Below are 25687 nucleotides of genomic sequence, written 5' to 3' on the forward strand. Positions count from 1 at the left end.
GAGATGGAAGCCAAAGATCAGCACGTGCTTGCCTTTCTTCGTCAGGAAGCCATGGTGGAAACGATGTATCTGCTCACTCAGCAATTGCGTACCTTGCTCAGGGAACGCCAAGCCGATCAGTTGGAAGCCTGGGTAGGGGTCTGTGCTGGTTGCGGCATTGCAGAAATCGAGTCATTCGCGCAAGGGCTTCAGCGTGATTTTTCAGCGGTGAAAGCAGCCTTTGAGTTTCCCTACAGTAATGGTCCGACGGAAGGCTTCGTCAATCGCCTCAAGTTGGTCAAACGCATGATGTACGGTCGTGGCAGTTTCGAGCTCTTACGCCGACGGGTGCTCAGTGCTGTCTCTTAATATGGCTGAGCACCATTTCTGCGGGAGAACCGGTATTTTACCAGGTACGGGACATATTAGAAAATTTCATACTTCGTCATTTTCTCAGCTAGCTTATATCAATTGGAAGACTCCTCCCTCAAATATTGCATGTGTTTCCTAGATTTTCGCCGTGCGCAAAAACTATCGTAGGAAACGAAAGATGCATCTGCACCATGTGCAGATGGTGACTGGAATCAATGTGGTGCGCATTATTGCGCATCTTTAGGAGTAAGCTCAAGGTAGATATTCTCGTTCTGAGCGCCAAGCCACCCCCCTTAGCTCGTCTCAAGGCGGTGGCTCGACAGGAACGTTTAGGTGTCTGAACAAAAATTCCCAAGAGAGTCAGAAATGCGTGGGGAGTGTCAAACAACTAATGAGAGAATGAAATGCTCAAATCTCTTTATCGCTTATTTGTAGTTTCAAATTGCCTCTGTGGAATTAGTCTGGTAAAGTGTGATTTGCATCCCATCTATAGATTCTACCCGAGCATTGTAATCACCCCAGGGCATCGTCTTCGGTTGAGAAAGGATTTGAGCACCAGCCTGTTGGAACATTTCGACTTCTGCCTCTATATCCCGAACCGAAAGCGCTAAACGAACTGGGCCGCTGATACGCTTACCAACTTCCATTTGATCAACAAAGGCTGCTTGAGAGGAATTAAAAAGCTCAAGGGTGGTGTGAGAACCTAAGGCCAGAATGATACCACTGCCATCTGTGTCTTGCCACTGTTTGACAACAGCAAGCCCTAGACGATCCCGGTAGAATTGAACTGCTTCATCAAATCGTTCAACAGTAATGGCAATACGAACTTCTTTGATTGAATTGTGGAAAGACATGAGTATCTCCCTTGCATGCACAAATCATTTTGTACGGAAAGTGTTGAAACTAATTTTAACATCAAAAAGTGCTTTTTCTTCTGTTCTCCCACGATTGCTCTAATTCTACAGTTAGAATTACGAAGTTTCCAGAGCGCAGTGTAGCTTATAATGATTAGTTAAGCAGCGATCTGAGGACAACGGAGAAAAAGGATCCAGACCACGACATGGGCGAGTCTTTCCGTTTACTGCTCGCACTACTGATCAGATTAGGTGGAGCACTTCCCGAAGTGCTCAAGCAATCAGAAAACTCTCCATTCTCTCTGGGACTTGAAGCGCTACAAACAACTTATGCTTGGGTTCCCAGCTTTTTTCCTGCTCAGCATTGGTCTGCTCTCATTGTCAGTGTTGCGCAGAAGTGGGATGCGAATAAGAGCGTGACGTATCGATACCATCGCGCCCAAGAACGCACCTCGTGGTTGCCAGTTTTGGGATACAGACGCGATAATGGAGCTGTTGCTAGCTGCTCTTGTACTGCATGGTGGAGCAAGGCACTCATCACTGTGCGCATACACCTCAGCCAGGTATTTTGTCCATCCGCTACGAAATGTTCCTTTGCTAGGTTGCTTGCTTGCCCATGTTTTGCTTCTTTCTCAGTGTGAGAGATTTTTCTCTTTTTCTACTACCGGCTAACTCCAATTGTAAGTGTAGGCTGTGTATTCAATACTGATTCTGGAATACGTACTACAAGTTTGATAACCAGGATTCCACAGCTCCCTTTGCAATACTTTCAGTGGTAGAAACCACTTTCTCTGGAATCACTTTTACAACGACCACATTCGGGTCTGGCTCTGGAATGTGCGGTTGGTTTTGCTCAATCCACGTTGGAGAGAAATACTTCAGTGCAATATGTTGTGAAATCTCGCCTGAATCGGTATCCCATAGATGTGCTTGTCCATACACAGTAAGGTAACGAAAACCTGTAGTATTCGTCACCATCAAGGAAACTGAGGAGTTCCGCCTGAGATTGCGATATTTTGCCGTGCTTTTTGCAATACGAAAATACAAAGCTTCACCATCCCAGTAGAACCAGATGGGCGTCAGTTGTGGGCTGTTAGATGGTCTATTAATAGCAACTATGGCGTTGTAACGACCTTCCATAAGATCAGCCATATCTTGAGGGATCATAGATTTTTCTTTCTCCTCTTGGTTGGTAAGGCACGAAAACACAATGGATGTGGATGAGCCTTCGGCGACAGCCAGCGGGACCTCTGGCCAAAATGGGGTCTTGCCAGCGCAATCAGGGAGGTTTTTCCACTCATCCTCATTTCTCTTAAGAGAAAGAATATCAAGAAGAGAGGTAGAACGTAAATAGGATGTGAAAGGAAATATGCTATACTTTCTAAAAAGTGGAAGGAAATTAGGGACTTATATGTTACAATCAGAACGTTTCCTGGATAGTACCGATTGGAAGATTTTACGTGAACTTCAGCGTGATGCCCGCATTTCATTTAATGAATTAGGACGGCGTATCGGTTTATCAAGCCCAAGTACAGCAGAACGTGTGCGTAAGTTAGAGGACGCTGGTATTTTGGTCAGTTATGGAGCACAGGTGGAGCCAACAAAAGTAGGCTTACCATTACAAGCCTTCATTCAGATGCATTGTGCTGCAGGTTCTTGCCTCTTTAAAACAGCAAGCGCTGAGCAGTTTCCAGAAGTGTTAGAAATGTACAAAATTAACGGCGCATACTGTGCCTTGCTGAAAGTGGCAGTTGCGTCACTCTCTCACCTTGAAGCGCTCAATGAGCGATTGGGAAAATATGGAGAGCAAGTCACAAACATTGTGACGTCCAGTGTACTAACGCATCGGAGCATTGACTGGGAGCAGTTGGAGGTGGACGAAAACCCGCCCATGAATCCACGATGGAAAGCATAATGCAGGAGAAAAAGCGAACCTTTTCCTCTGCGTCTTGATCCCGCGCAATAAAAATTGCCCTCCACTAGTCAGACTGACGCAAGGGATGCTGGGTCTCTGGAGTGAACCCATTTTGCCGGACGGCAGGCAAGCCAACTTCGTGGGAGTGAGGCATACTGCGCCTCAAACTCAGCAGGAGGAAGGTATCCCAGACTGGAATGGAGTCGTTTGACGTTATACACCTTCTCGATAAAAACCATCACATTCACGTGAACATCTGCAAAACTCTGATACTCTTTCAGATACACCTCTTCCTGCTTCAGGGTCTTAAAGAACGACTCCGCTTTGGCATTATCATAAGGATTCTCTACATCCGACATACTGATCACGGCACCAATCTGCTTGAGTTGTTCCACATACGCCTGACTGGCATATTGAACCCCTCGATCGCTGTGGTGAATCAATCCAGGGCTAGGGTGGCGGTAAAGGATCGCCTGTTTTAAAGCGGCCAGGGTGAGCGAGGTGGTCATCTCACACGAGAGATGCCAGCCGACACAGCGCCGCGAGAAGGCATCCAGAATGCAAGCCAGGTACACAAACGCATTGCTCAAGCGAATGTAGGTGATATCAGCTACCAGGCTTGGTCAAGCCTCTCAAGCCGCGTTCCAGCCAGGACGTTTGGGTACACTGGTAGGCGATGACGTGAATCCGTCGTTTTCACTGCGAAGCGTTTCTTCAGATGACACAAGAGTGATTCTTCGCGCATGATCCGCAGCACCCGTTTGTGATTGACGAACTGCCCCTTTCGGTGCAAGGCCCGCGTCACTCGCCGATAGCCATACCCGGGGAACTCCAGGATGAGGCGCTCAATCTCGTCTCGAAGCGCAATCTCCTCTTCATCGGGCAATTGGTTCAGTCGCTTGTAGTACCAGCTCCGACTGACTCCAAAGAGATCGCACAACCGCTGGACCGAAAGCTGGGGATACAGTCGATGAGCCTGGACAATCATCGCATATCGCTCCTGGATTTCAAAGCCTGCAATGTTTTTTTAACACAGCGTTCTCCAGAGCCAACTGCCCACAGAATTGCTCCAATTCGGCAATGCGCGCGGTAGTGTTGCAAAGAAAAAGCTGATCTGGTACAGTGAAAGAAAAAGAGGTTTCCTCCATGAGCAACCAGAGCCAGCATCCCTTCAAGTGGCGTCATTTCCAAGCCGACATCATTCTGCTGTGCGTGCGCTGGTATCTGCGGTATGCTTTGAGCTACCGAGATCTCGAAGAGATCATGCTGGAACGAGGGGTGCATGTGGACTATACCACCATTTATCGCTGGGTGCAGCAGTACGCTCCTGAACTAGAACGACGTTGCCGCCCCCATTTGCTATCCACAACAGATTCCTGGCGGGTTGACGAGACCTACATCAAGGTCAAAAAAGTGTGGATGTACCTGTATCGGGCTGTGGATTCAGCGGGAAACACGCTCGACTTTTGGCTGAGTTCGAGGAGAGATGGAGAGGCGGCCAAGCGTTTCTTTCTCAAAGCCCTTACTGCTTCTCATACCAGCGAGCCACGGGTGATCAATGTGGACAAAAACGCCGCCTATCCTAAAGGCTTCAACGAACTCAAAGCCGAGGGATACATTCCTGAAAACTGTAGATTACGGCAAGTAAAATACCTCAACAATCTCATTGAACAGGATCACCGGTTCATCAAACGACTGACGAAACCTGGAATGGGCTTTGTCACCTTGGAGGCAGCATGGCGAACTTTACAAGGTTTTGAGGTGATGAACAGCATACGGAAAGGACAAGTACAAGGGGTGGACAAAGGAGATGTGAGAGGGCAGGTCGCCCTGGTCACCACATTGTTTGGGGTGGCAGTCTAAACTGAGCTATAAGGAAACGTCCTCACTCATTTTGGTTTCTTCATCATTCTTGCAACACAACCTCACCGATGAGCGCGACTCTCCCCTGTGACCAGTGTGGCATACGAATCTGACTGACTTCATCAAAGTACAGATCAGGCGCGGCCTTGACAGCATCCAACAGTTTGGGAACTTCCCATGCTGATTCATTGGCGAAGGCGTTGATCAGCAGCTGTTTCTTCCCCTCAACGTTGTGGTAGTCATACTGCGACTTCGGTGAGTGAAAGACAAACATGGCGTAGTCCTGATCTAGATAGCGAGAAAGGCCAGCCATTCTTCCGGGAGTGTTGTAAAACATCACCCGGTTTTCTTGCCCGTTGATCTCGAGACTGACCTCAATGAGGGAGACATACAAGCCAAGATGGTGGACAAATCGCGCCTCCTCGCCAAAGACAAGCCGTCGCACTGCTGAATGCAGGCCATCAGCCTCGATAATAAGATCGAACCTACGGACCTCATGATGAGCTGAGGTTACTTCGACGCTGCTCTCATCCTGTGTCAGTGTGGTAATAGTGTCTTGGAAGAGATTTTCCACGGTCTTTTTAGTCAAATTATCAGCCCTCGCCTCTTTCCTCCCCATGCGTGAAGCGCATGGGGAGGAAAGAGGCGTTCCTTTCCAAGAACATTAGGCTCGCTTGCTGGTTGTACCAGTGTCACAATACTGACAATAAGCCCTATATACGCCAGACAGGTGAACCAATCACCCAGCGTAATCGGGATGCATTCTTCGAAGTTGTGACGTTCGCTCCTTGTGGATTTTCGACTAGAGAAGTGGCTCGCATGTGCTTTCACCTTGTTCTTTTCTCTACGAGAGGTGAAGACCTATTCTTCTGAGAAGACAAACATGGTGGCAGCTTCAGGAACGCGCGCCTGGGTTGGCTCTACGATAGGTCGAAGAATCTTTTCGTATTGGGCAAAGGCGTGTTGATAGTCACCCCTAGATGAGGCCAGTTCATCCGCTAACACAGAGGCTCCCACCATCGCTAGTGTGCTTCCCATGCCCGATAAGAAGGCCGCGCAGTGGGCCGCGTCACCAAGCAGAGCAACCCGACCTTGTGACCAGGTGGGCATACGCACCTGGCTCACTTCATCAAAGTACAAATCATGTGCGGCTTTCACAGCACTCAACAGGTTAGGAACTTCCCAGCCCGCCTCATCGGCAAAAGCATCGATGAGTAGCTGCTTTTTCTCTTCCACACTGTGATAATCATAGGAAAGTCGGGGCGCGCGGAAGATAAACATCGCGTAATCCTGATCTGGGTAACGGGAGAGACCTGCGGTTCTGCCCGCTGGTGAGCGATAAAAGGTCACCCGGTTCTTCTGTCCAGAAACCTCACCGTCAACCTCAAGAAGAGCAACATAGAGGCCAAGATGATGCACAAAGCGGGCCTCTTCGCCAAAGGTGAGACGCCGTACCGCCGAGTGGAGGCCATCGGCTCCGATAATAAGATCAAATCGACGGGCCTGCCCGTCCGCGAAGGTGACATCAACGCCTTGAGCATCCTGCGTCAAGGTCTGGATCGTATTTTGAAAGAGGAACTCGACGTTCTCTTTGGTCACATCGTAGAGGAGATTGACAAGAACATCGCGTCGGAGTTCGACGTCCTCACCGACTTTCTCATCAAACTGGTTTGGGTCCATCTGGGCAACAGGCTCTCCTGAGGCATTTACGAAGGTCATCCCATCGGTGCCGATTTGTGCCGCCTGAATCTGTGGCAAAATCCCCATCCATTCAGCGACATCAAGCGCTTGCCCCCGGACATCAATCGGAGATCCACCCATGCGAGGCCCCTGTGCCAGCTCAACCACGGTGACATTGAACCTGTGCCGTTTCAGCCAATAAGCAAGCGTTAGCCCGGCAATACTCGCGCCGCTAATAAGTACACGAAGGGGTGAGGAATAGCTCTGTGTCATATAATACTCCTTTTTTACTCTTCTGGGGAGAAGACAGTGGGTACTTCTGTTTCGTTTTCGATGAGAGCACAGGGCGGGATGGAATCCTTGTGGTTTGTGTCCCCATCGCCACGAGTGAGTGAGCACTCGTTGATACAGATGTCGTTTCGTTCCATGAGAGAGTTATTGATAACTCCCCGTCTTGTAACACCCTGTCTGGTTCCCACTCTATTTTGTTCAGAAACATGAGCGACAGCATCATTGCTTTTCCTGGACCGATGGGAACTCGTCTGTCTCAAGGGAAAGCAGAACGAGTCCAAGGCTGTGAATTTTGAGAAGAACGCGATAGAGCGCTGCTTGATCAGCCAGTGATCCACACAGCATGGTTCTCCCAGATGCCTCGGGAAGAATGTCGAGTGTCTCAAACCATTCCTGCCAGGATGGGTCCAGGTGTCCTTTGGTCCAGATGCGATAGTGTATGGTGAGCACTTTCTCCTTTCATTGAGGTTGTTGGGAGTATAGCGTGTCAGTGGATGAGTTGACATCATCCAGGTGGATGGTTGTGAGTGGATGAGGAACAAGCGTGGTGGTTAGAGCAAAGACAAGCGTCGTGCCATTTCGCTGGCTTCGACGCGACGGTGAACGTTGAGTTTGCGATAGAGGCTTTGAACGTGGGTTCTCACAGTGTTGACTGAAATGATCAATTCGCGGGCAATCTCTGGGTTGGAGCGCCCCGCAACCAGCAAACGCAAGACCCGCTGCTCCTGATCGCTCAGTGGCTCCAAGGGCAGCGAAGCCTCCCTGGTAGGGGCTACCACTTCTATAAATCGGGCACCTGACCCCTCGGCAAATGCGCGCAGGAGGGTGCGCACAAAGGAGGCCAGGGATGCCTCGCGGAGCTCTGGCAGGAGTGTTTTGAGCAGGGAGTGCATCGCTGGGCCTTCATCGAGAAAGACACGCTGAAAATTTTCAGGTTGCGCCAGCCTCAACGCCTCTGTAAGAGAGCCTTTGGCCTGGCGGTGCTCCTGGCGGGCAACGTGGGCCAGGGCCTCCAGAATCTGGATTTCCAGAACGCTGCGCCTGCGTCCCTGAGCCTGGGCCTTCTCTTTCCAGGGGGCTAACGCTTTCAATGCGGTTTCCCCTCTCTGTTGTGCGATATACAAACGTGCGAGGGGCAGGGCTTCCTCCTGCTGGTGCAAAAGCGGCAGGTCTTGTCCCTGTTGGGAAACGCGGAAACTGAAAGCATGTTCCTTTTCCTGAGCCCATTGTTCTACTGCAGGCAGATTTCCCTGTGCCAGTTGTACCCGTGCCAGGAAGATATGTATTGTACTCAAAGGCCAGGAAAAGCGAGCGTTCCTTTCCCATCTCAAGAGCAGCTCCTGAGCCTGGGTGGTCTCTCTACACGCTTGCAAAAGGCGAGCCTGGATGAGTGAGCCCGAGGTAAAAACGTGGACACCTTCCTCCGGCTGTTCTCTTAAGGCGAGTGCCTGCGAGAGATAGTGCTGCGCTTTGACGATTTCATTTCGCTCATAGGAAAGTTGAGCAAGACAATGATAGGCCCATGAGACGAAGAAAGGCTCTGTCTCCCCTGTTTCCAGGAGCAATTGCTGGCGGGACATCTCCTGATCTTCGTCAACATGAGCGAGTGCCTGACGGTAGTAGTGTGAGGCCCTACCCAACTCGCCCTGTTCCAGGCATACTGCACCCAACAGAAGGGCAAAGGCGAACTCCGAAGAGAACAAACCGAGGCTTTTCGCTCTCCTGTACCCCTCAAGAAGGCGCTGGTAGGCTACATGCATCTCACCTGCCAGAAAGGCTTCTAATCCGCTCCACCCAATGTTGTCCGGATACATCAGGCTCTGTTCAGAAAGCAGTGGTCGGGCCTGACGAGCCAACGCCAACGAGCTGACGAGATCATCCTGAAAAAAGGCTAGCTCGGCGTGCAGTTGTAGTACTTCCCCCAGTTGCTCCCACTGGTGCGTGGCCTCAAAGCCCTGCTTCGCCCACTGAAGAAGCCGCTCGACCTCTGCCCAGGTAGCAGGCGAACGCCGATCGGTCGTAAACGTCAACGCGAGAACAGACAGGAAACACAGGTCTGGTTGGGCTCGCACGATCTCCTCAGGCAGTTGTCTTAGCCAACGAGACAGGAGATGATACGCATTGCGAAAGCTCTGCGGGATGAAAAAACGCTTGATCAGCGATGCGGCGCGAGCAAAGTCTTCTCCAGCCAGCGCTGCTTCAATCGCTTCTGGGAGCATCCGCTGTTGCTCATACCACAGACTCGCTTTGCTACTCAGTGAACGGAGTGTGGCTGCTCCCAGGCGAAGCCGTGCTTCATGCTGCATGGCCTGTGCCCACAGGCCATGATAACGATACCACTGCCGACGCTCATCGAGGGATTGGAGAAAGAGGTTGGCACGTTCCACCTGTTCAAGCAGGAGAGCACTATCATTTTTTCCCCTGACGGCATCACAGAGCGAAGCACTCAGCGGATGAAGCCAGCTCGTCAGCAACAAGAAGTCTTGTAAATCTGCTGACAAGCTGGTGAGAATCTCTTCACGCAGGTAATCGAGCAAGAAGCGCTGGCTACCGCTCAGTGTTTGCACATAGGCGGAAGGATCAACGTGGTTCTGGAGCACGAGGGCGGCCAGTTGCAGGCTGGCAATCCACCCCTCGGTGCGCGCTTGCAACAACTCGACATCGCCCTCCGAGAGGGAGATCCCCATGCTCTGCGTGAGAAAGCGTTGCGTTTCTTCCGGCGTAAAGCGCAGATCGGTGGTGCGAACCTCTCCCAGAGACCCGCGCACCCGGAAGCGAGAGAGGGGAAGGTCGGGATCAACACGGCTCGTGAGCACCAGATGGACGTGGGATGGCAGATGCTCCAGCCAGAAGGTCAGGGAGGCGTGAATGGTTGGCTCCTTGATCACATGATAGTCGTCCAGGATCAGTAGAATGGGCGAAGTCGCTTCATTTCTGTCTGCCAACTCGTTGAGCAGGGCCGTCAGGCTCAGAGAAAGCGGTTCAGGGGTCGGCGCTTGTAGCAAAGTGAGCGCACGCCCACCAATCGCTGGTCGACATCGGCGCAGGGCAGCGATGAGTGAAAGCCAGAAGCGCCTCGGGTCATTGTCCAGCGTCTCCAACGAGAGCCAGGCAACGGCTTGAGGATGCCTGCGCGCCCATGTGGAGAGGAGAGTGGTCTTCCCCCAACCCGCAGAGGCAGAGAGCAAGGTGAGTGGGCGAGAGAAGGCAGCATCTAACAGAGAGAGCAACCGTTCCCGGACCACGAGCATGGCGGGCAGATGTGGGGGGAGAACCTGGTCACGACCATCGTACCCCCGAGTTCGTTCTCCTGCTGGTGCGTGCTAGAAGCGGTTTCTTCGCGAGCGTGTCCAGTCTGCAAGGAGGCAAGGGAGGGAGACGCCTGCGGGTGTTCGGATGTGAGGTCCTCCAGGACCTGGGCTACCTCTTCTAAACGCGCGAGGGTAACCGTTGCGCTGCGTCCGAGGTAGCGCTTCTGGGTCTGGCCAGCACTCTTGTGGTAGGCATACCAGTAGCCGGTCCCACGAGAACGAGCCTCTTTAAGCACGTTGAGATGACCATGTTGTCCCTGGAAGGAAAAGGAGGAATGCGTGGTCAGCCAGGCACGCCATACGCCCTCGTTTCCTGACGTGATCTCCTGTGGTGGATGACCGGGGGTATGGAGCACATAGAAGAGGTTCTCGGCAGACCAGATCAGCGCATGAGCAGGTGGTTTTGGCATAGACTCCTTGTACACAACAGGTCCCCAACTGGCTTTCTCCCCAAGTCCCCAACACGGATGAGTATAGCAGAAATGAGATGTGCAAGCAAGTTCTTCACCAGCGCCATCCAGTCGAAGAGCGTGAGGGTTGCATCCCAGGTGCTGGGCGAGGTTGTGTTGCAAGAATAAATCTGATCTGCGAGAGTTGGCGGAAAAGAACAGAAGAGGACCACGTATGACAGAACAGCACCCGTTTCAATGGCATCATGCGCGAGGCCGAGATCATTCTCTTGTGCGTCCGTCCGGTGGTAGCTGCGATACGCACTCAGCTATCGAGACCTTGAAGAACTGATGATGGAACGAGGATTGCACGTGGATCACACGACCATTTCCCATTGGGTCCAGCGCTACCACCCGAGAGGGAGAAACGCTGTCGTCCTCATCTGAAAACCACCAGCGATTCCTGGTGTGTTGACGAGACCTACGTGAAAGTCAAAGGCGTCTGGATGTACATGTGTCGGGCAGTAGACTCTCGCGGAAATATTCTGGAGTTCCACCTGAGTGCCTCACGTGACGCTCAAGCTGCTAAACACTTTTTGGGAAGGCCTTGAATGCTTCCTATAGCGTGATCCCCCGCATCATCACCACCGATAAAAACTCAGCCTATCCCAAAACGTTCGACGAGATGCAAGCAACAGGCGCTGTTCCCGCTTCTTGTGAATTACGACAGAGCAAATACTTCAACAATTTGGTCGAACAAGATCATCGCTTTATCAAACGCCTCGTCAAGCCAGGGATGGGTTTCTGGTCCTTTGAGACCGCATGGCGAACCCCCAAGGATACGAGGTGATACATAGGATCAGAAAAGGACAAGTGCAAGAAGTGAGGAAAGGAGATAGTCTCAGCCAAGCAGCATTCATCGCAAGGCTATTCGAGGTGGTGATATGAACTCAGCAGGAAGGGCGCCGCTTTGCGTGTGTTTCCTTCTCAACTTTCTTGCAACACAACCATGGAATGGCAGCGAGACCGCGAAGCCGCGCCAGGTGAGTGTGCTGCTGCATCCCCTCAGCATCGGAGGAGAGCCGCTGCTCTGGCGAGACTGGAGTTGGAGGATTCATCGACGGGCCTGCATGCAACTCCTGCGTCACCAACGGGTAGAGGTCCAAAGGGAACCAGACATCACTCCCGGCTCTCCTGGCAGAGCCGCCAGGCACGGAATGCCCGCAGGCCGCTCTCGCCATCAATCAAGCTCCACCTCTTTGCATGCCAAACGCTTTCGCCGCTTTCCTCGAACTGGAAGGAATGGGCGTGTGAAGCGAGCGTAGGAGGGTCGTTGCGGATTACCGCGCTCGGCCTGTGGTCAGCCACTGTACCCAATCGGCGCGCTGATTGCCACATGCGACCTGCGCTGCCTGCTCCCATGCGTACGGCACCTGGATATGCTCCACCTGCCACCCATACTGGTTCTGATACAAAAGCGCATAACGAGCGTGAGGGCTGCCGGATTCCATACCATATGTCTCCATCAAGTAGGCCGGCATTCCAACGCTCCCAGGGTTAATGAGGAGCTTTCCTTGCGGGAGGGAAACCGTGCGCGGGATGTGGCTATGTCCACTGAGGATAACGGGTTGGGCAATCTCAGCGACGCTGGTCGCGATGGCTGAAGTGCTTCTCAAGAAGACACCAGAAGGAGTGACCTCTTCAAGGAGATACGGCGCATCGAAGAGGTCGCCGTGGCAGACAAAGAGCTCATTGGCGACAATGGTTGTGTCCGGCAAGGAGTGCAGCCAGGCAAAATGAGCCGGGGTGAGTTGAGTGCAGGTGTAGTTTTGGGAGAGCGAGCGTTTTTCCTGCGGTAGAAACAGCTCGCGATCGTCGTTGCCGCAAACGTTCACCATCGTGCGGGCTATGAGCAGGTCGGCGGTGCCCGCGGGATCGAGCGGGCCTGCCAGGTGATCTCCCAGATTCACAATCTGTTGGATGCCTCGGCGGTCGATATCCTGCAGGACCGCTTCCAGGGCCCAACGATTCCCATGGATATCGGCAATGACCGCCAGAGAAGTGTGAAAGGTCTTCGTTTCGCTCATGGTTTTCTCTTTTCTCAAAGCAAGGGGTTTTCAGAAAAGTCTACCACATCGTCGCTTCTCTGCAAATATGCTCAACATTGAGGAACGGTTGGTCAGCAAGCTGCCACTCTCTTGCTACTGCCTCGTTGCGCAATCCGTGGGCAGTTCCAATACGACCTGCTGCGCTCCCACATTGATCAGATGGTGCAGCCAGAGATGGTCCGCCTCCCCAGAAAGGTGCTTCAGGCTTTGAGAGGCGGAAGCGTTCTTAGTATTTAGAGGCAGGAGAAAGGCTTACAATTCGGAAACCTGGATAATCATCTTGCCTACATTCTCCCCACGAAGCATAGCGAGAAAAGCCTCAACGATATGGTCGAACCCCTTCACTATGGTTTGATCAATCACAATGCGTCTTGATTGGAGGTGAGGCACAAGCAATTCTTCCAGTTCACTTTGCAAGTGACGATAGTTGCGAACAAGGAAGCCTTCCAGGCGGAGGCTCTTTTCTACCACATCGGAGAGATTGCGAGGGGCGGCGAGAGGCTCAGTGCCATTATACTCGGCTATCGAGCCACACCAGGCAATGCGACCATGCTCTCGCAAGACGCTGATTGCCGCCTCCAGATGCTCTCCGCCAACGTTGTCGAAATACACTTCGATGCCATCTGGAGCGACCTGGGCTAGGAGTTCACGGATTGGCCCCTTGTGGTAGTCAAAGGCGGCATCAAAGCCAAGGTCTTCGATCAGATGCTTGACCTTGGCCGCGGACCCTGTGCTATCAACGATGCTCCTGGCCCCTAACAGGCGGGCAATCTGTCCTGCCGCACTGCCCACGCCACCAGCGGCAGCTGCCAAGTTTTGGCCCAAAAACCTGCCATCGTTACTCTAACGCAAAAGCTCTTCCATATGTTGAGTAAGAAGCAAAGGACGAAAGCCCCTGCACACATCCCGCGCCCTGGGGTGTTCCCGTCGCAGGCGTACCCGCTGCAAGCCCTCCTCCGTCAGTTTGACCCGCCCCGGTCCATACCTGCTGGATAAGCCGCACGATGCCATAATCATCTAGATGGGAAACCTCCTTGCTCAACCACTGCCGTGCCCACAGCAGGACGTTGTGAGCCAATTGCATCAAGAGAATGACGATCTTTTGGGCAGGCAGCCGGTGCTTACGGATGGTAGCTAACCCTAATCCGTACTTATCCCCCTTCAAATCAGCTTCCATGCCAGCTCTGCCATCGTAGTGATCCACGACCGCTTGCATGGACAACTCCATGCGACTGGTAAAGAGGACTGCATGATAGTAGCCATTCTTCTGCTTTTTAGACGGCGTGCGGACTGCATATTGGGCAAGTGGCCGTACAAACGCTACTGGTTCAGGGACTCCTGCCACTTCACGGCCTGGGCTCGAGGTGCTCGACCAGGTGGGAATCTCGCTGACCAGCTTGCGTACGCGCCCGTTGGATTTGAACTTACCGGTCACCTGATAGCCTCGCTCAAGCAGCCAGGTGATCATCGCCTCGCTCCCCCAACTGCTATCCAGGCGGATCTCGGTGCGTGTTCGCTTGCGCTGCGCCTCTTCACCGTCGCCCGCCAGACCCAGCAGAGCCTCTGCTGCCTGGATGGCGTCTTGCAGCACTGGCAAGCTCTCAACAGTGCGCGCAGAGATCACCGTCTCCCACACAATTTCCCCGCGGCCCGCACACGTACCAACTTGCGTCCTGTGCGCGAACGAGAGCGGCCCAGATATCCTCGTTCTGACCCTTCTGCATGCGTACTTGCTGGTAAAGGCGACAAGTCCACATCGAGTACCAGCAGTTCCTGATCGATTGAATGCTTGCAGGCCCGATTGTACTGGGCAAAGAGGTCGGCAATCGCTGCTTGCAGATCCGCCACATCCGTGTCTTGAGCGGCATCAAGAGTATCGGCTAGCACCGATTGATCGGCACAACCTGGCAGCCCAAATGTCGCCGTGAGTGCCCTATCCACACGGACCGTCATGCCCGTATGCGACACGGCTTTGATGCCAGCCAACAACCCTACGAAGAGCATCTCCAGCTTCTGGATCGACGAATATTTCAGCACTTTCTGCTGGATGTGGACGCGCTTTTCCAATGGCTCAAAGAAGCCGATCTGGCGCAGATAGTTTCCTAAGAGACACAGACTCGCATGTCCACTATCATGCCATTTCTGAGGCGAAACCGACGTGCTATGCTGAGACATGAGGAGACCTCCTTTAAACAAACTGAGAAGTGAAAGTCACTCAGTTTGCCTGAGGTCCTCTCCCTTTTTCTCCTTCAAGCTCATACAGAACAGTCACACCTTGGCCTTTTTGGGCCAAATCTTGGCAGCTGAGAGGAGTGGGGCCCACATGGCTCCCAGGCGGGCACGTGTGAGGGCGACGTAGGCCAGGCGTCGCGCTTCATCGGTCATGGTCTGGGTATAGGTGTGGTTGGCCTCCTGGAGCAGAGGGATGGAGGCAAACATGTGTGTACGCAAGGGATGTGGCTCAGGAGGCAGCGCATCGTCCAAAAGCAGGATGAGATCAGCTCCCAGGCCTTTGGAGCGGTGGAAGGTGCCTCTGGTGATGGAGATCGTTCGCATCGACGTGATGCGTGCCTGGAGCAGCGGCTAACCCAGAGGGAGAGCCTCCTCGTGACGCGTGGTCAGGTGCATCAACGTCATGCTCTCCAACACCATCCAGTCGTGTTCCCCACGTCTGCCAACGAATGGAGGCCCTGGATCAAACCCCACCGCTCAGATTGCCCACATCGAAGCAAAATTGGCCATCGTGTTGTCATCAATATAGGAGAAAAACCTCTTCCTGAAGACGAGGATGCGCATACCTGGGAGTGGGCAAAGGCTCTTGCCAGACTGCAAACGGTTCCAGGTATTGGGCTCATCACGGCGACATGGATCGTGGACACGACCATGAATTTTACGCTCTGTGCCGATGCCTCGAAGGCAGTCGCCTGTGCGGGTTTACAGAGCTCGCCATAGACAACTAAACCTCACCAAGGGTACCATACCCCAGAATCGGTGACGACAGATGGGCATCGTTCCTATCCCAGGGCGATAAGCGAGACCATGGGCATCCCTGTTGAGCATCGGAGCAACAAATACCTCAATAATCGCCTGGAACAAGACCATCGAGGGATCAAACAGCGCTCCTATCCCATGCGTGGCTTGGGAACATTTGAAGCGGCAGCACGTTTCTGTTGTGCTTTTGACGAACTACGCAACTACCTCCGTTCGCGTCGCGCCATGGGAGAACCGATCTCACTCCCAGAACAACGACGTGTTTTTCTCCAGAAATTTGTCGCCTTGAAGGTCATTGATACAAGCAGCCCCATAGCGAGAGACGAGCAGTAAGAAGCATTCTCTGGACCCTGGTAAGCTTTCTGTATTCTCAGTTCTGACACTACCATATCTTTTGTAGGGAGAGGACGCGATATGCATTTTCATGAGATCATTGTATATGCAGTTCCGTTTTCTGTCGTGTGGTTGTATCACCTGGACAATGCCGCTCATGGAGCTCTTTTCCTCCTAATCATGTTTTTTGATTTAGATATGTTCATTGCTTTTATTGACCTTCGCAATCGGAAGTTGGATTTCAAGCGTCAGGTGCTGGTAATCTGTATGTGGGTCGTCTTCACGACCAAAGAGATGGATTTCGCGGTAGGTGCCGGCTGGCTGATACCCGTTGGCGATGACCCAGCTATACAGGGCGACCATCCCCTGGGGAACATCGTAGATACTCCCTCGGTGAACGATGCAGGCCATTTCTTCGATCGCTGGCAGTTCTCTAATCTGGAGCCGAGAGCCCCGTGGCAATGAATGAGTGCGCTGGGGGCCTTTGTCTATGCTGACGGCCATTTCCAACCCGATGTTGTCTTCACGATATTCTCCCATGTTATACAGGACCATTTCATGCGCGACTGGGATGATCTGTGTCTGCTCCAACCAAGTATAAATGTCGTGTGAGAGTGCGCAACGGTAATCTTTCATGTCTGCTATGGTGGGGACAAGCGTACAAGCCGAAAGAATGAGTTGCGCCTCTGCTGCTTTGCGAACGACTTCGTACGGAGAAATAGTCCCTTCGATGTCGATCTGTTTGAGACGGGCTTCTACACGACGGAGCCGCTCCCGCTCTTCTTGCATGCGTTGTTCCAAATCAGCCTGTTTCAAGAGGAGCATGCCACGCATTTGCTCTATTGATACATCCTCGTCTAGGAGTCCTTTGATCTGGTCTAGAGAAAACCCTAGATCTTTGAAGGCCAGAATACGGTTGAGACGCGGGAGCTGTTCTAGGGTATAGTAGCGATAATCTGTAAAACGATCGATCCAGGCCGGTTTCAGTAAATTCAGGTCGTCATAGTGCCGTAACGTACGGACTGAGACCTGACCCAGGTGTGAAAAGTCACCGATACGCAACATCTTTTTGCTTTTTCCCTCTATTTGATTTGCTCTATCGCTCATTGCTCTGCATAGTGCGCTTTGAACCAAGTGAGCGTCTGACGCACAGCCTCTCGATGGGGCGTCGAGAGATTCCCAAAGGCATGAACAAACTTGCTAGTATCGACAATGAACGGTTGCTGAAATTCATATAACATCTCATCGACTTCGTGGATGAGCCGATTGATATGACCAAGTACTTTTATCATACCACCGGAAAGCACCCCCATCTTCGGTGGTAATCCAGCCTCTTCAAAGAACATGGTCAGCATCTCGCGTCCGGTCAGGGTTGGAGCATTGGGAATGTGCCAGGACTGTCCGAGCGCTTCTTCATGCTCACCAAGCGCAATGAGCCCACGGGCAAAGTCTTCAATATAGGTGTAGGTGTGGGGCATATCAAGACTGCCCACCAGAGACACTTTCTTGCCTGCCAGCAAGGGACGCAAAACGCGATCTCCAAAAATGCCCTGGCTGCCAGCGTAAGGACCATAAAAATCAGAGGCACGTCCCGATGTTGCCCTGACGATGCCTTTCTGATGTGCTCGCATTAATTCCTCTGTCATTGCTGCTCGCACACGCCCTTTGCGTGTTGTTGGCCGGTACGGCAAATCTTCGGTCATAGGGCCTGTCACTGGGCCATACATGTACAGGTTCTCTGGTACGACGAGTTTGGCCTGGGCAGCCGCTGCCCCAGCAATGACTCCTTTCTGGATGGGCGGGAAGAGCTCTGGCCAGTCGCTATAGGGAGGGGTCGCGCACTGGTATACGACATCCGCCCCCTGACAGGCTTTGCGGGTTTGCGCAGCGTCAGTGGCATCAGCCGCCATGATTTCGACTCCCCCTGAATCTGGGTTTTCCCTTGCCGGTTCACGATGCGTACCCGCTTGCCTTTCGCCAGCAGTTGGTGCGCAATTGCCACACCTAATGCCCCTTGGCCGAAGACGACGTGCAATTCCTGTGTATTTGTCATGAGATCATTTCCTCTTTTTACAAAGTGATGTGTGTCAGAACGCTCTGACAGAGGAAGCATACTGTCTGACGTAACGTCAGAGTCAAGCAGTGACTCTGACGTTACGTGCGCGCACTGTTGAGGAAATCCAGCGAATGGGCAGGTCGATAGTCGAGCAGATACCCCATTCGCACAGAGATGGCACCTCCCTTACCCCTGAAAAAAGCCTGCTCTATCTCCTGCCGACCATCGTTCCCGCACGCGAGCGTCGGTGGCGGTCATGTTCACGTTTAATCACATCATAGAGGAACATTGCGTGTTTGATCACCTCCGGTCCCCAGATGTCCGATCCCAAAGAACATGACAAGCAGTGAGCTGGGAAGAAGGGAGAAATCCCAAAGAAGAAGAAGACACGCACTCTCAGAGAAAGTGGCGTGAAGCAAGCGGCGATCCCAGAGAACGTGGTTTTCCCTGCGGTGGTGTAGGAAAAGGCCTGAGTGAGAGCCAAGAGGGGAGAGAGCAGGGCAGTTGCGTCGGCAACCATCGACGAGATTGCCCAAGGGGGCGAGAGAAGAAGAAGTCCATCAGGAACAGAGCATGGCAGAGCGCATGCTCTGTTTTTTGTGTGGTGTGGGCAGGTGGCCAGAACTGCAGACCATGAGAGGGAAGGAAGGCGTCGGGCGGGAGTGTGGTGGGAGGCAAGCGGTGATCCTGTTGTTGCTAAGGTGGCTGGAGAGGTATCGAGAGAGAATGCGAAAGAAAAGCGTGCCAAAGAGATGGAAGAGAGGCAAGGAAAAGCGGCCTGAGTGCAGGCCGCTTTTCTCGTATCTGAGGGTAGTCTGAGCTGCTAAGCTGTGGTTTGCTAGCCAGTTTGTCCCCACAGGGCAGGATATGGGTCAATGACGAGTCAGACGGTTTATCGGTCAAAACCGTGTTGTCGTTCATCTGCCAGAAAAGCCTGTGTATGCGGCTGAGCAAAGAGGGACTTTTCCAGCAGAAGCACGTCGTTATGAGGAAAGCAGATGATATGAGTCGTCATCAAGCGATGATATGTACAGCTCCTGAGATAATTTGCCAGCGCTCATCCTGAAACAGCCAGACACGCAGGTAGCGGCAGAAAGCCTCAAGAGGTTTTCCCTGTACTCGCACCTTTACATGAGCTTTTACTGCAACAATTGCGCTTTCTCCATAAAATTGCATAACTGGTTCTTCGACAAACTCTACTGCGGTCTGAACAACAGCACCAGATGCATGACTTTCGAGATCATCGCGTTTTCCCTGTACATTTCCCTCGGCATCAATAAACACCAGATCATCATGCAGTAATTGTTCAAGGGCTTGCACATCATTGTTCACCATTGCCTGTTGAAGCTGCTTCTCAGCATGCACAATTTCTTCAAGGGAGTGGTTCACTTCTCTCTCCTTTCATTCGGGCTAACAACATTTGTCTGTCTGCCTGCCCCCTCCCTCAAGGGTAGATACTCAAAGCAAAGAAGTAAAGAGGAAATCTATGCTCATAGCATACTTTTTCCATAAGATGTCCCGTTTGACGCATATCGGAGTAGAGGATCGTCTGGGTGCGAGCGTGGGGCATCGTTATCAGGAGTGATTGTTCACTCGTGAGCTGCGATTGGTCAGCCTAATGCTCCTGTGGTATCAACAGTAGCACGCACCTTGAAGACAAGCGTGCCACTGCTCGTCTCTAGCGCGCCAGTTCTCGCATGCTCAGGCATGCGTGAGAAGCCCTGAGGGGTAAAGGGGAAGGGTGAAGAGTCGTTGAGGAAGCCGAGGCTGATAGTATACGTGTGCGTGTCTTCACGCCAGCGATAGCGGACGTAAGGGTCTAGCTGCACAATATGGAAGATGATCTTGTGATACTGGCGCGGGAGTTTGGTAGGAGAGACGCCCTGCAGGAGCAGGGAGACGACCTCGGCAGGAAGAGCCAGGGCCAGGGAATCAGGGATGGGCAGCCCTCGCTCACGCAGGCGAGCGAGGGCTGTGAGAAAGGCATGGAGTTCGGGCGTGACGCGTCGTGTGGGGACAAAGAAGACCTCACACCAGCCCGCGGCATCGATAATCGGTTGGCGAGAGCGGAAGTTCGATGAGATTTTGTGTATCAGGGAAGCGCGTCATCTCCTTCTCCAATGGTTGTGTTAAAATAACAATTGAGATTTTGGAGGGATAGACATGCAGAACGAAGCCTTACCTGTGCTGGCTATTTAGCATATCCGTTCCAAAATCTCTGACCCATGCCAAGAAACGAGAGGCAGAAAAAGCACGGAAAGGGTTTATCTCAAGTGGATACACTCCATCGTTAGCACGCCAGACCTCTGCAATGAGGCAAGAGGACTTGTTCTCTTTGCTCAATGAGGCAAAGGGTCAGACTGCACAGAAACACATTCGTACATCTTCTCTTTTCTCTGGCTTTTGGCTATTTAGGCGGCCCTCCGGTAGTCATGGTGTAACCCACCCAACATGGGAATGGCGATCACCCGGTTTGGAGGCTTCAGAAGAGAAGCAGACGGAACCGATGGCACCGGAATGCGTTGCCCCAGTCCTTGATGGGGTCGAGCCTGGTTGAAGTAGACCGTATAGGCATTGAGGAGCTGATGGAGTTGCTTCTCATGGAAGATCAGGGAATGATCCAAGCATTCTCGCCTCACACTTCCCAGAAAGCGTTCACACACAGCATTGGCACGCGGCGTTCGGTATGGTGTGCGAAGCACCTTGATCCCACTCGTTGCGGTCACGCGAGCAAAATTCGGCCCGAATTTACGATCATTATCCCTGATCAGATACTTGGGTGTTTGCCCATACGGAGTCGCTTCGCGCAGTTGTTGCGCGACCCAGAGATCGGTCGGCGATCGCGTCACGTTCACATGGATCACCTGGCGCGACTGGAGTTCGATGATGAAAAAAGCAAAAAGTGGGCGGAAGAAGAGATCAGTCACCTGTAAGAAATCACAGGCCCACACGCCTGCCGCGTGATTGCGCAAGAACGTTTTCCAACTCTGCCCATTCGGTCGTCTCCGGCGAATGGGCCTCATATATTTCTGGATGGTTCGTTTGCTCACGCGAATATCCAACTTGAGCAGTTCTCCCCGAATACGCTCCGCTCCCCAAAGTCGATTCTTCACTGCCATTTCCTTGATCAAGCAGATCGTCTCAGGTGAGAGCTTTGACTTTCTCGCGCATGCCTTCGTTTTGCGCTTCCAGAACAGACGGAAGAGTTCACGATGCCAGCGCAAGAGCGTCTCTGGCTGGACCAGGAAGAGTGCCTGTTTCCAGGTTCGGGCCATCCTGGCAAGAAGCACCAGGAGAAGCCGGTCCATCTTGCGGTAGGTCGGTCGCTTGACTTGTCGACGGAGAATGATCAGTTGCTGCCGTAAGAGCGCATTTTCCGCCAGCAGTTCCAATTTCCCTTTGGTCAGATCGGCAAGCGTACCGGGCACAAGGGAGGTTGCCGATGGTTTGACCCAACAGAGAACGCGTTCGAGAAATGTTTGGAAGTTGAAAGACATGCATCGCTTGACCGAGGAAAATACCCACCACACAAATAGAACCTCTTCTTTGTAAAAATGGCATATGGTTGGAGTTCATACACAGAATGAGCAGTGTTGATTGTACATGCATCTCACGTGCTTGGCAAGAAAGCTCATTTCATTGTCCATAACAGGCTGATTTCCCGAACAGATGTCCCAAGTAGCCAGCACAGCTACGTTTTCCACTGACGCTGATCGTCACCAATGTCGGCTGCAGCCTCATGCTTGTGGCATATGGAAAAAAGAAAGCCCCTTAATCAAGGAGCTCCCAGCAGCCTATGAAGTGAATAGTGGTGTATTGGCAAAAGCGCGACAGTCACGGCGAGTGTGTCTGAAGCAGCCAAAGGAGAACTAGGCTGATAGGGTCAGCTCGGAAGCATCAGAACACGTTGGAGAAAGAGATCCTCAACGAAGAAGTGCGTCAAACGAAGTGGAAGAAGAGTGAAAAAATCATATGTGAACTGTTGAATCTGTCTGCTCTTGAGAATGCTGTCTTCGGGTTGATGAAATATACATGGTACCCTGCAAACATAGCCACATGATGCTTTGCAAATACGTGCAGTATCCATTGCAAAAAACCTTGCTTCGGGAACGCAGTCACACCCGGATAAAAAGCTAGGTGGTACATACCCCAACCTCTGTGAACAGCTCTCGCCGTGAGCGTGGATGGACAACACGTCGCTTTGCGCCTTCCTGCTTGTGGTATACTGAAAAGACGGTAGCGCCTCTATGGATGGAGGCGCGTTTTTATCTTGCAAGAACCAAAGAAAAAAGGAGCGTGCACAGCATGGCGAATCAGGAACAACTTGATATTCTCAAACAGGGAGTGGAAGCATGGCATGCCTGGAGAAAGCAGAATCCATCGATTCACCCTGACCTCACAGGAGCCAACCTCCAAAAAGCCGACCTCAGTTTCGCCGACCTCACAGGAGCCGATCTCACAGGAGCCGACCTCACAGGAGCCAAGCTCACAGATGCCCACCTCTCCAGTGACTATCAACTCACCAACTTCTCCGGAGCCAACCTCACAGGAGCCGACCTCACACAAACCGACCTCACTAATACCGCCCTCCAAAAAAGCCAACCTCCAAAAAGCCAACCTCACAGGAGTCAATCTCAGTGAAGTTGACCTCGCCAGCGAAGAAGTTGACCTCGGACTAGCCGATCTCACAGGAGCCGACCTCAGTTTCGCCGTCCTCCATGGACTTGACCTCAGTGGAGTTGACTTCAAAGGTGCCAACCTCTGGTGGGCCAAGCTCAAAGGAGCCAACCTCCAAAAAGCCAACCTCACACAAGCTAACCTCGGAGGAGCCGACCTCAAAGGTGCCAGCCTCAAAGGTGCCAACCTCCAAAAAGCCAGCCTCAAAGATGCCGATCTCACCAGAGCCAACTTCGAAGGTGCCAACTTCACCGGAGCCAATCTCACCGGAGCCAACCTCGAAGGTGTCAACTTCGAAGGTGCCGACACGACAGGAGCCATAGGACTCTAAGGGAGGTCCGAGGGATGTTCTTTGAGAGGCATCCCTCCTTCTGCCAACGCCCGCCGACCGTTGCTCTGCGCTTCCTTCCACCGACAGGCTTTCCACCATCCCTTGCTCCTGGCGAGAAACTTCTTGCTCGTCTCACCAGAAGCATTGCCCACCACATCATTGCCTCTCCACCTGACTTTTTTGTCCGGGTGTGACGGCGCTCCGAAGCAAGGTTTTTTGCAATGGATACTGCACGTATTTGCAAAGCATCATGTGGCTATGTTTGGTGGCTGGAGTGTGAATTCTGGAATGCCTCGTGTTCGGTTCTGCCCAGGTGATAGGACGTTCTGTATGGCAGTGAGAAGGCGTGTTGCCACCTGCGTGTGCGAAAAAATAGGAAAAAGTGGTGGGCCTGGTACGTAAGAGGAGAGCGTGAGAGCTGCGGCTGTTTCGCCTGGCGCGGAGGTGCTTGTAGGGAACGTCGCGGGTGGTGTAATGCTAGCTCTGCAGGCATGTCGTGAAGCGGGCGTTACGAGCCTTGGTCGTGGCACGTGTCGTGGCTGGAAGGATGGAAGCTCGTTCTGTCTGAGGTGTGTCTCAGACGAGAAATGACATGTCAGAGACGGCCTGGGAAGCGGGGTGTGAGCGTGAGGACCAGTGCTGCCTCCTGTGAAGGAGGACGAGGGATGGTGTGAGGAGGGTGGCCTCGCTCTGGCAGGAGGCTTGCGTTCCTCTATGATGGATCGCTGAAGAGTGAAGGAGAGGATGGTATGACTCCGAAGCATCAAGCCGTGATTGATCGTACGCTGCACGCGGTGCATGAGCGTGCTCACCTGGTGGTGCAGTCTCTTCACCCTCCTGGGAAAGAAGAACCTGCACAAGGCGATGCAGCGAAGCACCGCTCGCAAGAGGAGCAGATGGAGGCGCTGCGTGCCAGCACGCTTGGGTGCCAGTTGCGCTGGATTGCCGAGTATGTGGAAGGGTATCCGGCGGCGAAGGAACCGGAACGCAAGCAGCGTTGGACCTGGTCGGAGGAGGTCGTGGTCCGGGAGGCATGCGCCGAGAGGTGTATGCCGTGTGCGCGGTGGTGTATGGGTCGGCTGCTGGAGGGAACGCGTGGTCCTACCCGAGGCAGTGTCAGCACACGGATCTGGGCAGCTTTTGCATGCGGCGCTGTTGCAGTTTTACCACGAATACCTGCCAGCGGATCAGCTTGTGAGTGTGGGGAACGCCGCCAAGGAGATTGGGATCGCCGGCAGACGCTGCATGAATGGATGGAGAGTGGACGAGCCAAGTGGATCTCTGAGGCCGAACATGATGTGATGTGGCTGGATCGGGAAGAAGTGGACCGATTGTGGCATATCAAACGGGCTGAAAGTGGAGATGATCTGAGAGCGTTCGTGATGAGAGTGAGCGTCTCTGCTGGGGAAGGCGTGAAGCGTCTCTTGCGGGTGAAGCCTCGCTGGCGAGAGAGCTGCCGCAGGAGAGCACAGGGTGCATGGCAGGGACAAGAACTGGTGTCGCCTGTGAGAGAACGGATGAAAACATGGCGGGCAGAGGCGGAGGAAGGTGAGTGTGAGAGGGTCAGTCTGGCGCGTCGATGCCATCGGCTGGAGCTGGCGTGCTCGAGAGAAGATCTGTTTCAAGGTGCGCGTCACTGCCCATTCCTCGTTTCCTCTCTCTCATGCTCGTGCACCTGTTAGAAGCCCTGTGGGGTGAAGGGAAAGGGGGATAGTCGTGGAGGAGGCCGAGGCTGATGGTGCAGGTGTGGGCGTCCTCGCGCCAGCGATAGCGCACATAGGGGCCCAGCTTGACGGTCTGGAAGATCATGTCATGATACTGGCGTGGGAGGTTGGTGGGTGCGACACCTTGCAAGAGCAGGGAGACGACCTCGGCAGGGAGGGCCTGGGCCACAGACGCAGGAATGGGCTGCTGCTGCTCGTCTTGGCGAGCCAGGGCCTTGAGGAAGCGTGCATGGGGGGCGTGAAAGTCCGTTTGGGACAAAGAAGACCTCAAACCAGCCTGCGGCATTGCTCAGGTGCGTATGGAGTTCAGGCAACTGCGCTTCAAAGGAAGCCAGGGCACGTTGTGAGGCGTCTGTTGAACCCAGCAGCGCGGTCACCGGTGCGTCGAGGCCCTGGAGGCGTTCCTCTGAAGGGCGCGTGTCTGTCGTGTCTGTGAGCGCGGCGAGAAAGGCCGCTTCGTCAGGCTGCTGTTCAAGATCGTCGAGGAGGCGCATGGTCAGCGAGAGTGACGCTTCGAGGGCGCGCATCTTGCCGCGAAGCCGCCGCCGTCGCCAGAGGGCGAAGAGCCACTGCAGATGCTGAAGGTGTTTCCGATTGCCGAAGCGTTGTTCCAGGATCTCGGAGGCACGTGCATCAGCGTGTTCAAACCGGTCCTGTTGGGGTGAGAGAAGGAAGGCGCGGAAGCGATCCTGGGCGTGCTGGATCAGATCGACGAGACCGCGACGCTGTTCCTCAATCTGCTGCTCGATGGCGTCAACGTCCTGGCGCAGTTGATCAAGGACGTGGGGATCGCCTGGTCGCCAGTAGAGGCGA

The 25687-nt window shown here is 53.2% G+C and carries 31 protein-coding genes and 2 pseudogenes; 13 read left to right on the forward strand and 20 right to left on the reverse strand.

What is annotated here, in order from left to right:
• Positions 1 to 348 (forward strand): transposase (locus K3T82_RS47090; protein WP_220200372.1); only part of this gene is annotated, 348 nt, incomplete at its 5' end.
• Positions 349 to 788: 440 nt separating this feature from the next.
• On the opposite strand, the gene K3T82_RS47095 is transcribed toward K3T82_RS47090, so the two are convergent.
• Entirely contained in the window at positions 789 to 1205 is a 417-nt protein-coding gene (locus K3T82_RS47095; protein ID WP_220200373.1) for a VOC family protein, read from the reverse strand.
• A 723-nt stretch (positions 1206 to 1928) separates the two neighbouring features.
• A complete protein-coding gene (locus tag K3T82_RS47100) occupies positions 1929 to 2372 on the reverse strand; it encodes a pyridoxamine 5'-phosphate oxidase family protein (RefSeq protein ID WP_220200374.1) in 444 nt (147 codons plus the stop codon).
• A 244-nt stretch (positions 2373 to 2616) separates the two neighbouring features.
• Here K3T82_RS47100 and K3T82_RS47105 point away from each other — a divergent pair, with 244 nt between their 5' ends.
• The gene (locus K3T82_RS47105; protein WP_220200375.1) at positions 2617 to 3120 is read left to right on the forward strand and encodes an Lrp/AsnC family transcriptional regulator; all 504 of its coding nucleotides are present in this window, start codon (positions 2617 to 2619) and stop codon (positions 3118 to 3120) included.
• A 68-nt stretch (positions 3121 to 3188) separates the two neighbouring features.
• On the opposite strand, the gene K3T82_RS47110 is transcribed toward K3T82_RS47105, so the two are convergent.
• Both K3T82_RS47110 and K3T82_RS47115 read right to left on the reverse strand, forming a co-directional pair.
• Positions 3189 to 3695, reverse strand: coding sequence for an IS3 family transposase (locus tag K3T82_RS47110; RefSeq protein WP_236031966.1), 507 nt, complete (start codon positions 3693 to 3695; stop codon positions 3189 to 3191).
• 35 nt (positions 3696 to 3730) lie between these two features.
• Positions 3731 to 4108 (reverse strand): IS3 family transposase, encoded by a 378-nt coding sequence (locus K3T82_RS47115; protein WP_220200377.1) that lies wholly within the window; start codon positions 4106 to 4108, stop codon positions 3731 to 3733.
• A gap of 158 nt (positions 4109 to 4266) precedes the next feature.
• On the opposite strand from K3T82_RS47115, the gene K3T82_RS47120 reads away from it, so the two are divergent.
• Complete coding sequence (locus K3T82_RS47120; protein WP_220200378.1) at positions 4267 to 4983, forward strand: IS6 family transposase; 717 nt, start codon at positions 4267 to 4269, stop codon at positions 4981 to 4983.
• A 43-nt stretch (positions 4984 to 5026) separates the two neighbouring features.
• Here the strand turns inward: K3T82_RS47120 and K3T82_RS47125 are convergent, their stop codons facing one another.
• The 5 genes from K3T82_RS47125 to K3T82_RS48855 form a co-directional block, all read right to left on the reverse strand.
• Positions 5027 to 5572 carry a Rossmann-fold NAD(P)-binding domain-containing protein gene (locus tag K3T82_RS47125; protein ID WP_220200379.1) on the reverse strand — a complete coding sequence of 182 codons (546 nt, stop codon included), beginning with the start codon at positions 5570 to 5572 and terminating at the stop codon, positions 5027 to 5029.
• A 272-nt stretch (positions 5573 to 5844) separates the two neighbouring features.
• Entirely contained in the window at positions 5845 to 6936 is a 1092-nt protein-coding gene (locus K3T82_RS47130) for an FAD-dependent monooxygenase (RefSeq protein WP_220200380.1), read from the reverse strand.
• Between the two features lie 237 nt (positions 6937 to 7173).
• Complete coding sequence (locus K3T82_RS47135) at positions 7174 to 7404, reverse strand: hypothetical protein (RefSeq protein ID WP_307811447.1); 231 nt, start codon at positions 7402 to 7404, stop codon at positions 7174 to 7176.
• Between the two features lie 101 nt (positions 7405 to 7505).
• Positions 7506 to 10205, reverse strand: coding sequence for a winged helix-turn-helix domain-containing protein (locus K3T82_RS47140; RefSeq protein WP_236031967.1), 2700 nt, complete (start codon positions 10203 to 10205; stop codon positions 7506 to 7508).
• On the reverse strand, positions 10169 to 10675 hold the full coding sequence (locus K3T82_RS48855) for a hypothetical protein (protein ID WP_236031968.1): 507 nt from the start codon (positions 10673 to 10675) through the stop codon (positions 10169 to 10171). Before K3T82_RS48855 ends, K3T82_RS47140 begins: the two co-directional genes overlap by 37 nt.
• A 214-nt stretch (positions 10676 to 10889) precedes the next feature.
• Here K3T82_RS48855 and K3T82_RS47145 point away from each other — a divergent pair.
• Together K3T82_RS47145 and K3T82_RS47150 are read left to right on the forward strand one after the other, a co-directional pair.
• Positions 10890 to 11602 (forward strand): annotated as a pseudogene (locus tag K3T82_RS47145) (IS6 family transposase).
• Positions 11599 to 11979, forward strand: a complete 381-nt coding sequence (locus tag K3T82_RS47150; RefSeq protein WP_220200394.1) for a hypothetical protein — start codon at positions 11599 to 11601, stop codon at positions 11977 to 11979. Before K3T82_RS47145 ends, K3T82_RS47150 begins: the two are co-directional and overlap by 4 nt.
• A gap of 15 nt (positions 11980 to 11994) precedes the next feature.
• On the opposite strand, the gene K3T82_RS47155 is transcribed toward K3T82_RS47150, so the two are convergent.
• The 5 genes from K3T82_RS47155 to K3T82_RS47175 all read right to left on the reverse strand — a co-directional run bounded on the left by K3T82_RS47155 (position 11995) and on the right by K3T82_RS47175 (position 15318).
• Positions 11995 to 12741: a metallophosphoesterase family protein gene (locus K3T82_RS47155; RefSeq protein ID WP_220200381.1), complete on the reverse strand. Its 747-nt coding sequence runs from the start codon at positions 12739 to 12741 to the stop codon at positions 11995 to 11997.
• 273 nt (positions 12742 to 13014) lie between these two features.
• Positions 13015 to 13587, reverse strand: coding sequence for an MDR family NADP-dependent oxidoreductase (locus tag K3T82_RS47160; protein WP_220200382.1), 573 nt, complete (start codon positions 13585 to 13587; stop codon positions 13015 to 13017).
• A gap of 13 nt (positions 13588 to 13600) precedes the next feature.
• The gene (locus K3T82_RS47165; protein WP_220200383.1) at positions 13601 to 14398 is read right to left on the reverse strand and encodes a transposase; all 798 of its coding nucleotides are present in this window, start codon (positions 14396 to 14398) and stop codon (positions 13601 to 13603) included.
• Positions 14383 to 14937 carry a hypothetical protein gene (locus tag K3T82_RS47170; RefSeq protein WP_220200384.1) on the reverse strand — a complete coding sequence of 185 codons (555 nt, stop codon included), beginning with the start codon at positions 14935 to 14937 and terminating at the stop codon, positions 14383 to 14385. The genes K3T82_RS47165 and K3T82_RS47170 overlap by 16 nt, the downstream gene beginning before the upstream one ends.
• Before the next feature lie 93 nt (positions 14938 to 15030).
• Positions 15031 to 15318 carry a 3'-5' exonuclease gene (locus K3T82_RS47175; protein ID WP_220200385.1) on the reverse strand — a complete coding sequence of 96 codons (288 nt, stop codon included), beginning with the start codon at positions 15316 to 15318 and terminating at the stop codon, positions 15031 to 15033.
• 51 nt (positions 15319 to 15369) lie between these two features.
• On the opposite strand from K3T82_RS47175, the gene K3T82_RS47180 reads away from it, so the two are divergent.
• Both K3T82_RS47180 and K3T82_RS47185 read left to right on the forward strand, forming a co-directional pair.
• Positions 15370 to 15714 (forward strand): transposase, encoded by a 345-nt coding sequence (locus K3T82_RS47180; RefSeq protein ID WP_220200386.1) that lies wholly within the window; start codon positions 15370 to 15372, stop codon positions 15712 to 15714.
• Between the two features lie 24 nt (positions 15715 to 15738).
• Positions 15739 to 16086: pseudogene (locus tag K3T82_RS47185) on the forward strand (DDE-type integrase/transposase/recombinase); the annotation flags it as partial.
• Between the two features lie 192 nt (positions 16087 to 16278).
• Here K3T82_RS47185 and K3T82_RS47190 read toward each other — a convergent pair.
• The 4 genes from K3T82_RS47190 to K3T82_RS47205 all read right to left on the reverse strand — a co-directional run bounded on the left by K3T82_RS47190 (position 16279) and on the right by K3T82_RS47205 (position 19971).
• Complete coding sequence (locus K3T82_RS47190) at positions 16279 to 17151, reverse strand: MerR family transcriptional regulator (protein ID WP_220200387.1); 873 nt, start codon at positions 17149 to 17151, stop codon at positions 16279 to 16281.
• A gap of 38 nt (positions 17152 to 17189) precedes the next feature.
• Positions 17190 to 17996 carry an NAD-dependent epimerase/dehydratase family protein gene (locus tag K3T82_RS47195; RefSeq protein ID WP_220200388.1) on the reverse strand — a complete coding sequence of 269 codons (807 nt, stop codon included), beginning with the start codon at positions 17994 to 17996 and terminating at the stop codon, positions 17190 to 17192.
• A 1160-nt stretch (positions 17997 to 19156) separates the two neighbouring features.
• Complete coding sequence (locus K3T82_RS47200; protein ID WP_220200107.1) at positions 19157 to 19531, reverse strand: nuclear transport factor 2 family protein; 375 nt, start codon at positions 19529 to 19531, stop codon at positions 19157 to 19159.
• A gap of 221 nt (positions 19532 to 19752) precedes the next feature.
• Positions 19753 to 19971 (reverse strand): hypothetical protein, encoded by a 219-nt coding sequence (locus K3T82_RS47205; RefSeq protein ID WP_220200106.1) that lies wholly within the window; start codon positions 19969 to 19971, stop codon positions 19753 to 19755.
• Between the two features lie 3 nt (positions 19972 to 19974).
• Here K3T82_RS47205 and K3T82_RS47210 point away from each other — a divergent pair, with 3 nt between their 5' ends.
• Positions 19975 to 20223 (forward strand): hypothetical protein, encoded by a 249-nt coding sequence (locus K3T82_RS47210; protein ID WP_220200105.1) that lies wholly within the window; start codon positions 19975 to 19977, stop codon positions 20221 to 20223.
• 330 nt (positions 20224 to 20553) lie between these two features.
• Here the strand turns inward: K3T82_RS47210 and K3T82_RS47215 are convergent, their stop codons facing one another.
• Positions 20554 to 21672, reverse strand: a complete 1119-nt coding sequence (locus tag K3T82_RS47215) for an integrase core domain-containing protein (protein ID WP_220200104.1) — start codon at positions 21670 to 21672, stop codon at positions 20554 to 20556.
• Between the two features lie 775 nt (positions 21673 to 22447).
• Between K3T82_RS47215 and K3T82_RS48860 the strand changes: the two genes are divergently transcribed.
• From K3T82_RS48860 to K3T82_RS47235, 5 genes are all read left to right on the forward strand, one after another.
• Positions 22448 to 22783, forward strand: a complete 336-nt coding sequence (locus tag K3T82_RS48860; protein ID WP_236031969.1) for a pentapeptide repeat-containing protein — start codon at positions 22448 to 22450, stop codon at positions 22781 to 22783.
• Complete coding sequence (locus tag K3T82_RS50835) at positions 22722 to 23150, forward strand: pentapeptide repeat-containing protein (protein WP_420799435.1); 429 nt, start codon at positions 22722 to 22724, stop codon at positions 23148 to 23150. The genes K3T82_RS48860 and K3T82_RS50835 overlap by 62 nt, the downstream gene beginning before the upstream one ends.
• A gap of 14 nt (positions 23151 to 23164) precedes the next feature.
• Positions 23165 to 23344 carry a hypothetical protein gene (locus tag K3T82_RS50840; RefSeq protein ID WP_220200390.1) on the forward strand — a complete coding sequence of 60 codons (180 nt, stop codon included), beginning with the start codon at positions 23165 to 23167 and terminating at the stop codon, positions 23342 to 23344.
• Between the two features lie 217 nt (positions 23345 to 23561).
• Positions 23562 to 23741, forward strand: coding sequence for a hypothetical protein (locus tag K3T82_RS47230; protein WP_220200102.1), 180 nt, complete (start codon positions 23562 to 23564; stop codon positions 23739 to 23741).
• 158 nt (positions 23742 to 23899) lie between these two features.
• A complete protein-coding gene (locus K3T82_RS47235; RefSeq protein WP_220200391.1) occupies positions 23900 to 24832 on the forward strand; it encodes a hypothetical protein in 933 nt (310 codons plus the stop codon).
• Between the two features lie 128 nt (positions 24833 to 24960).
• On the opposite strand, the gene K3T82_RS47240 is transcribed toward K3T82_RS47235, so the two are convergent.
• On the reverse strand, positions 24961 to 25687 hold a 727-nt coding region (locus tag K3T82_RS47240), incomplete at its 5' end, for a hypothetical protein (RefSeq protein ID WP_220200392.1).

Source organism: Ktedonospora formicarum, from assembly GCF_016587355.1.
GTDB lineage: Bacteria > Chloroflexota > Ktedonobacteria > Ktedonobacterales > Ktedonobacteraceae > Ktedonobacter > Ktedonobacter formicarum.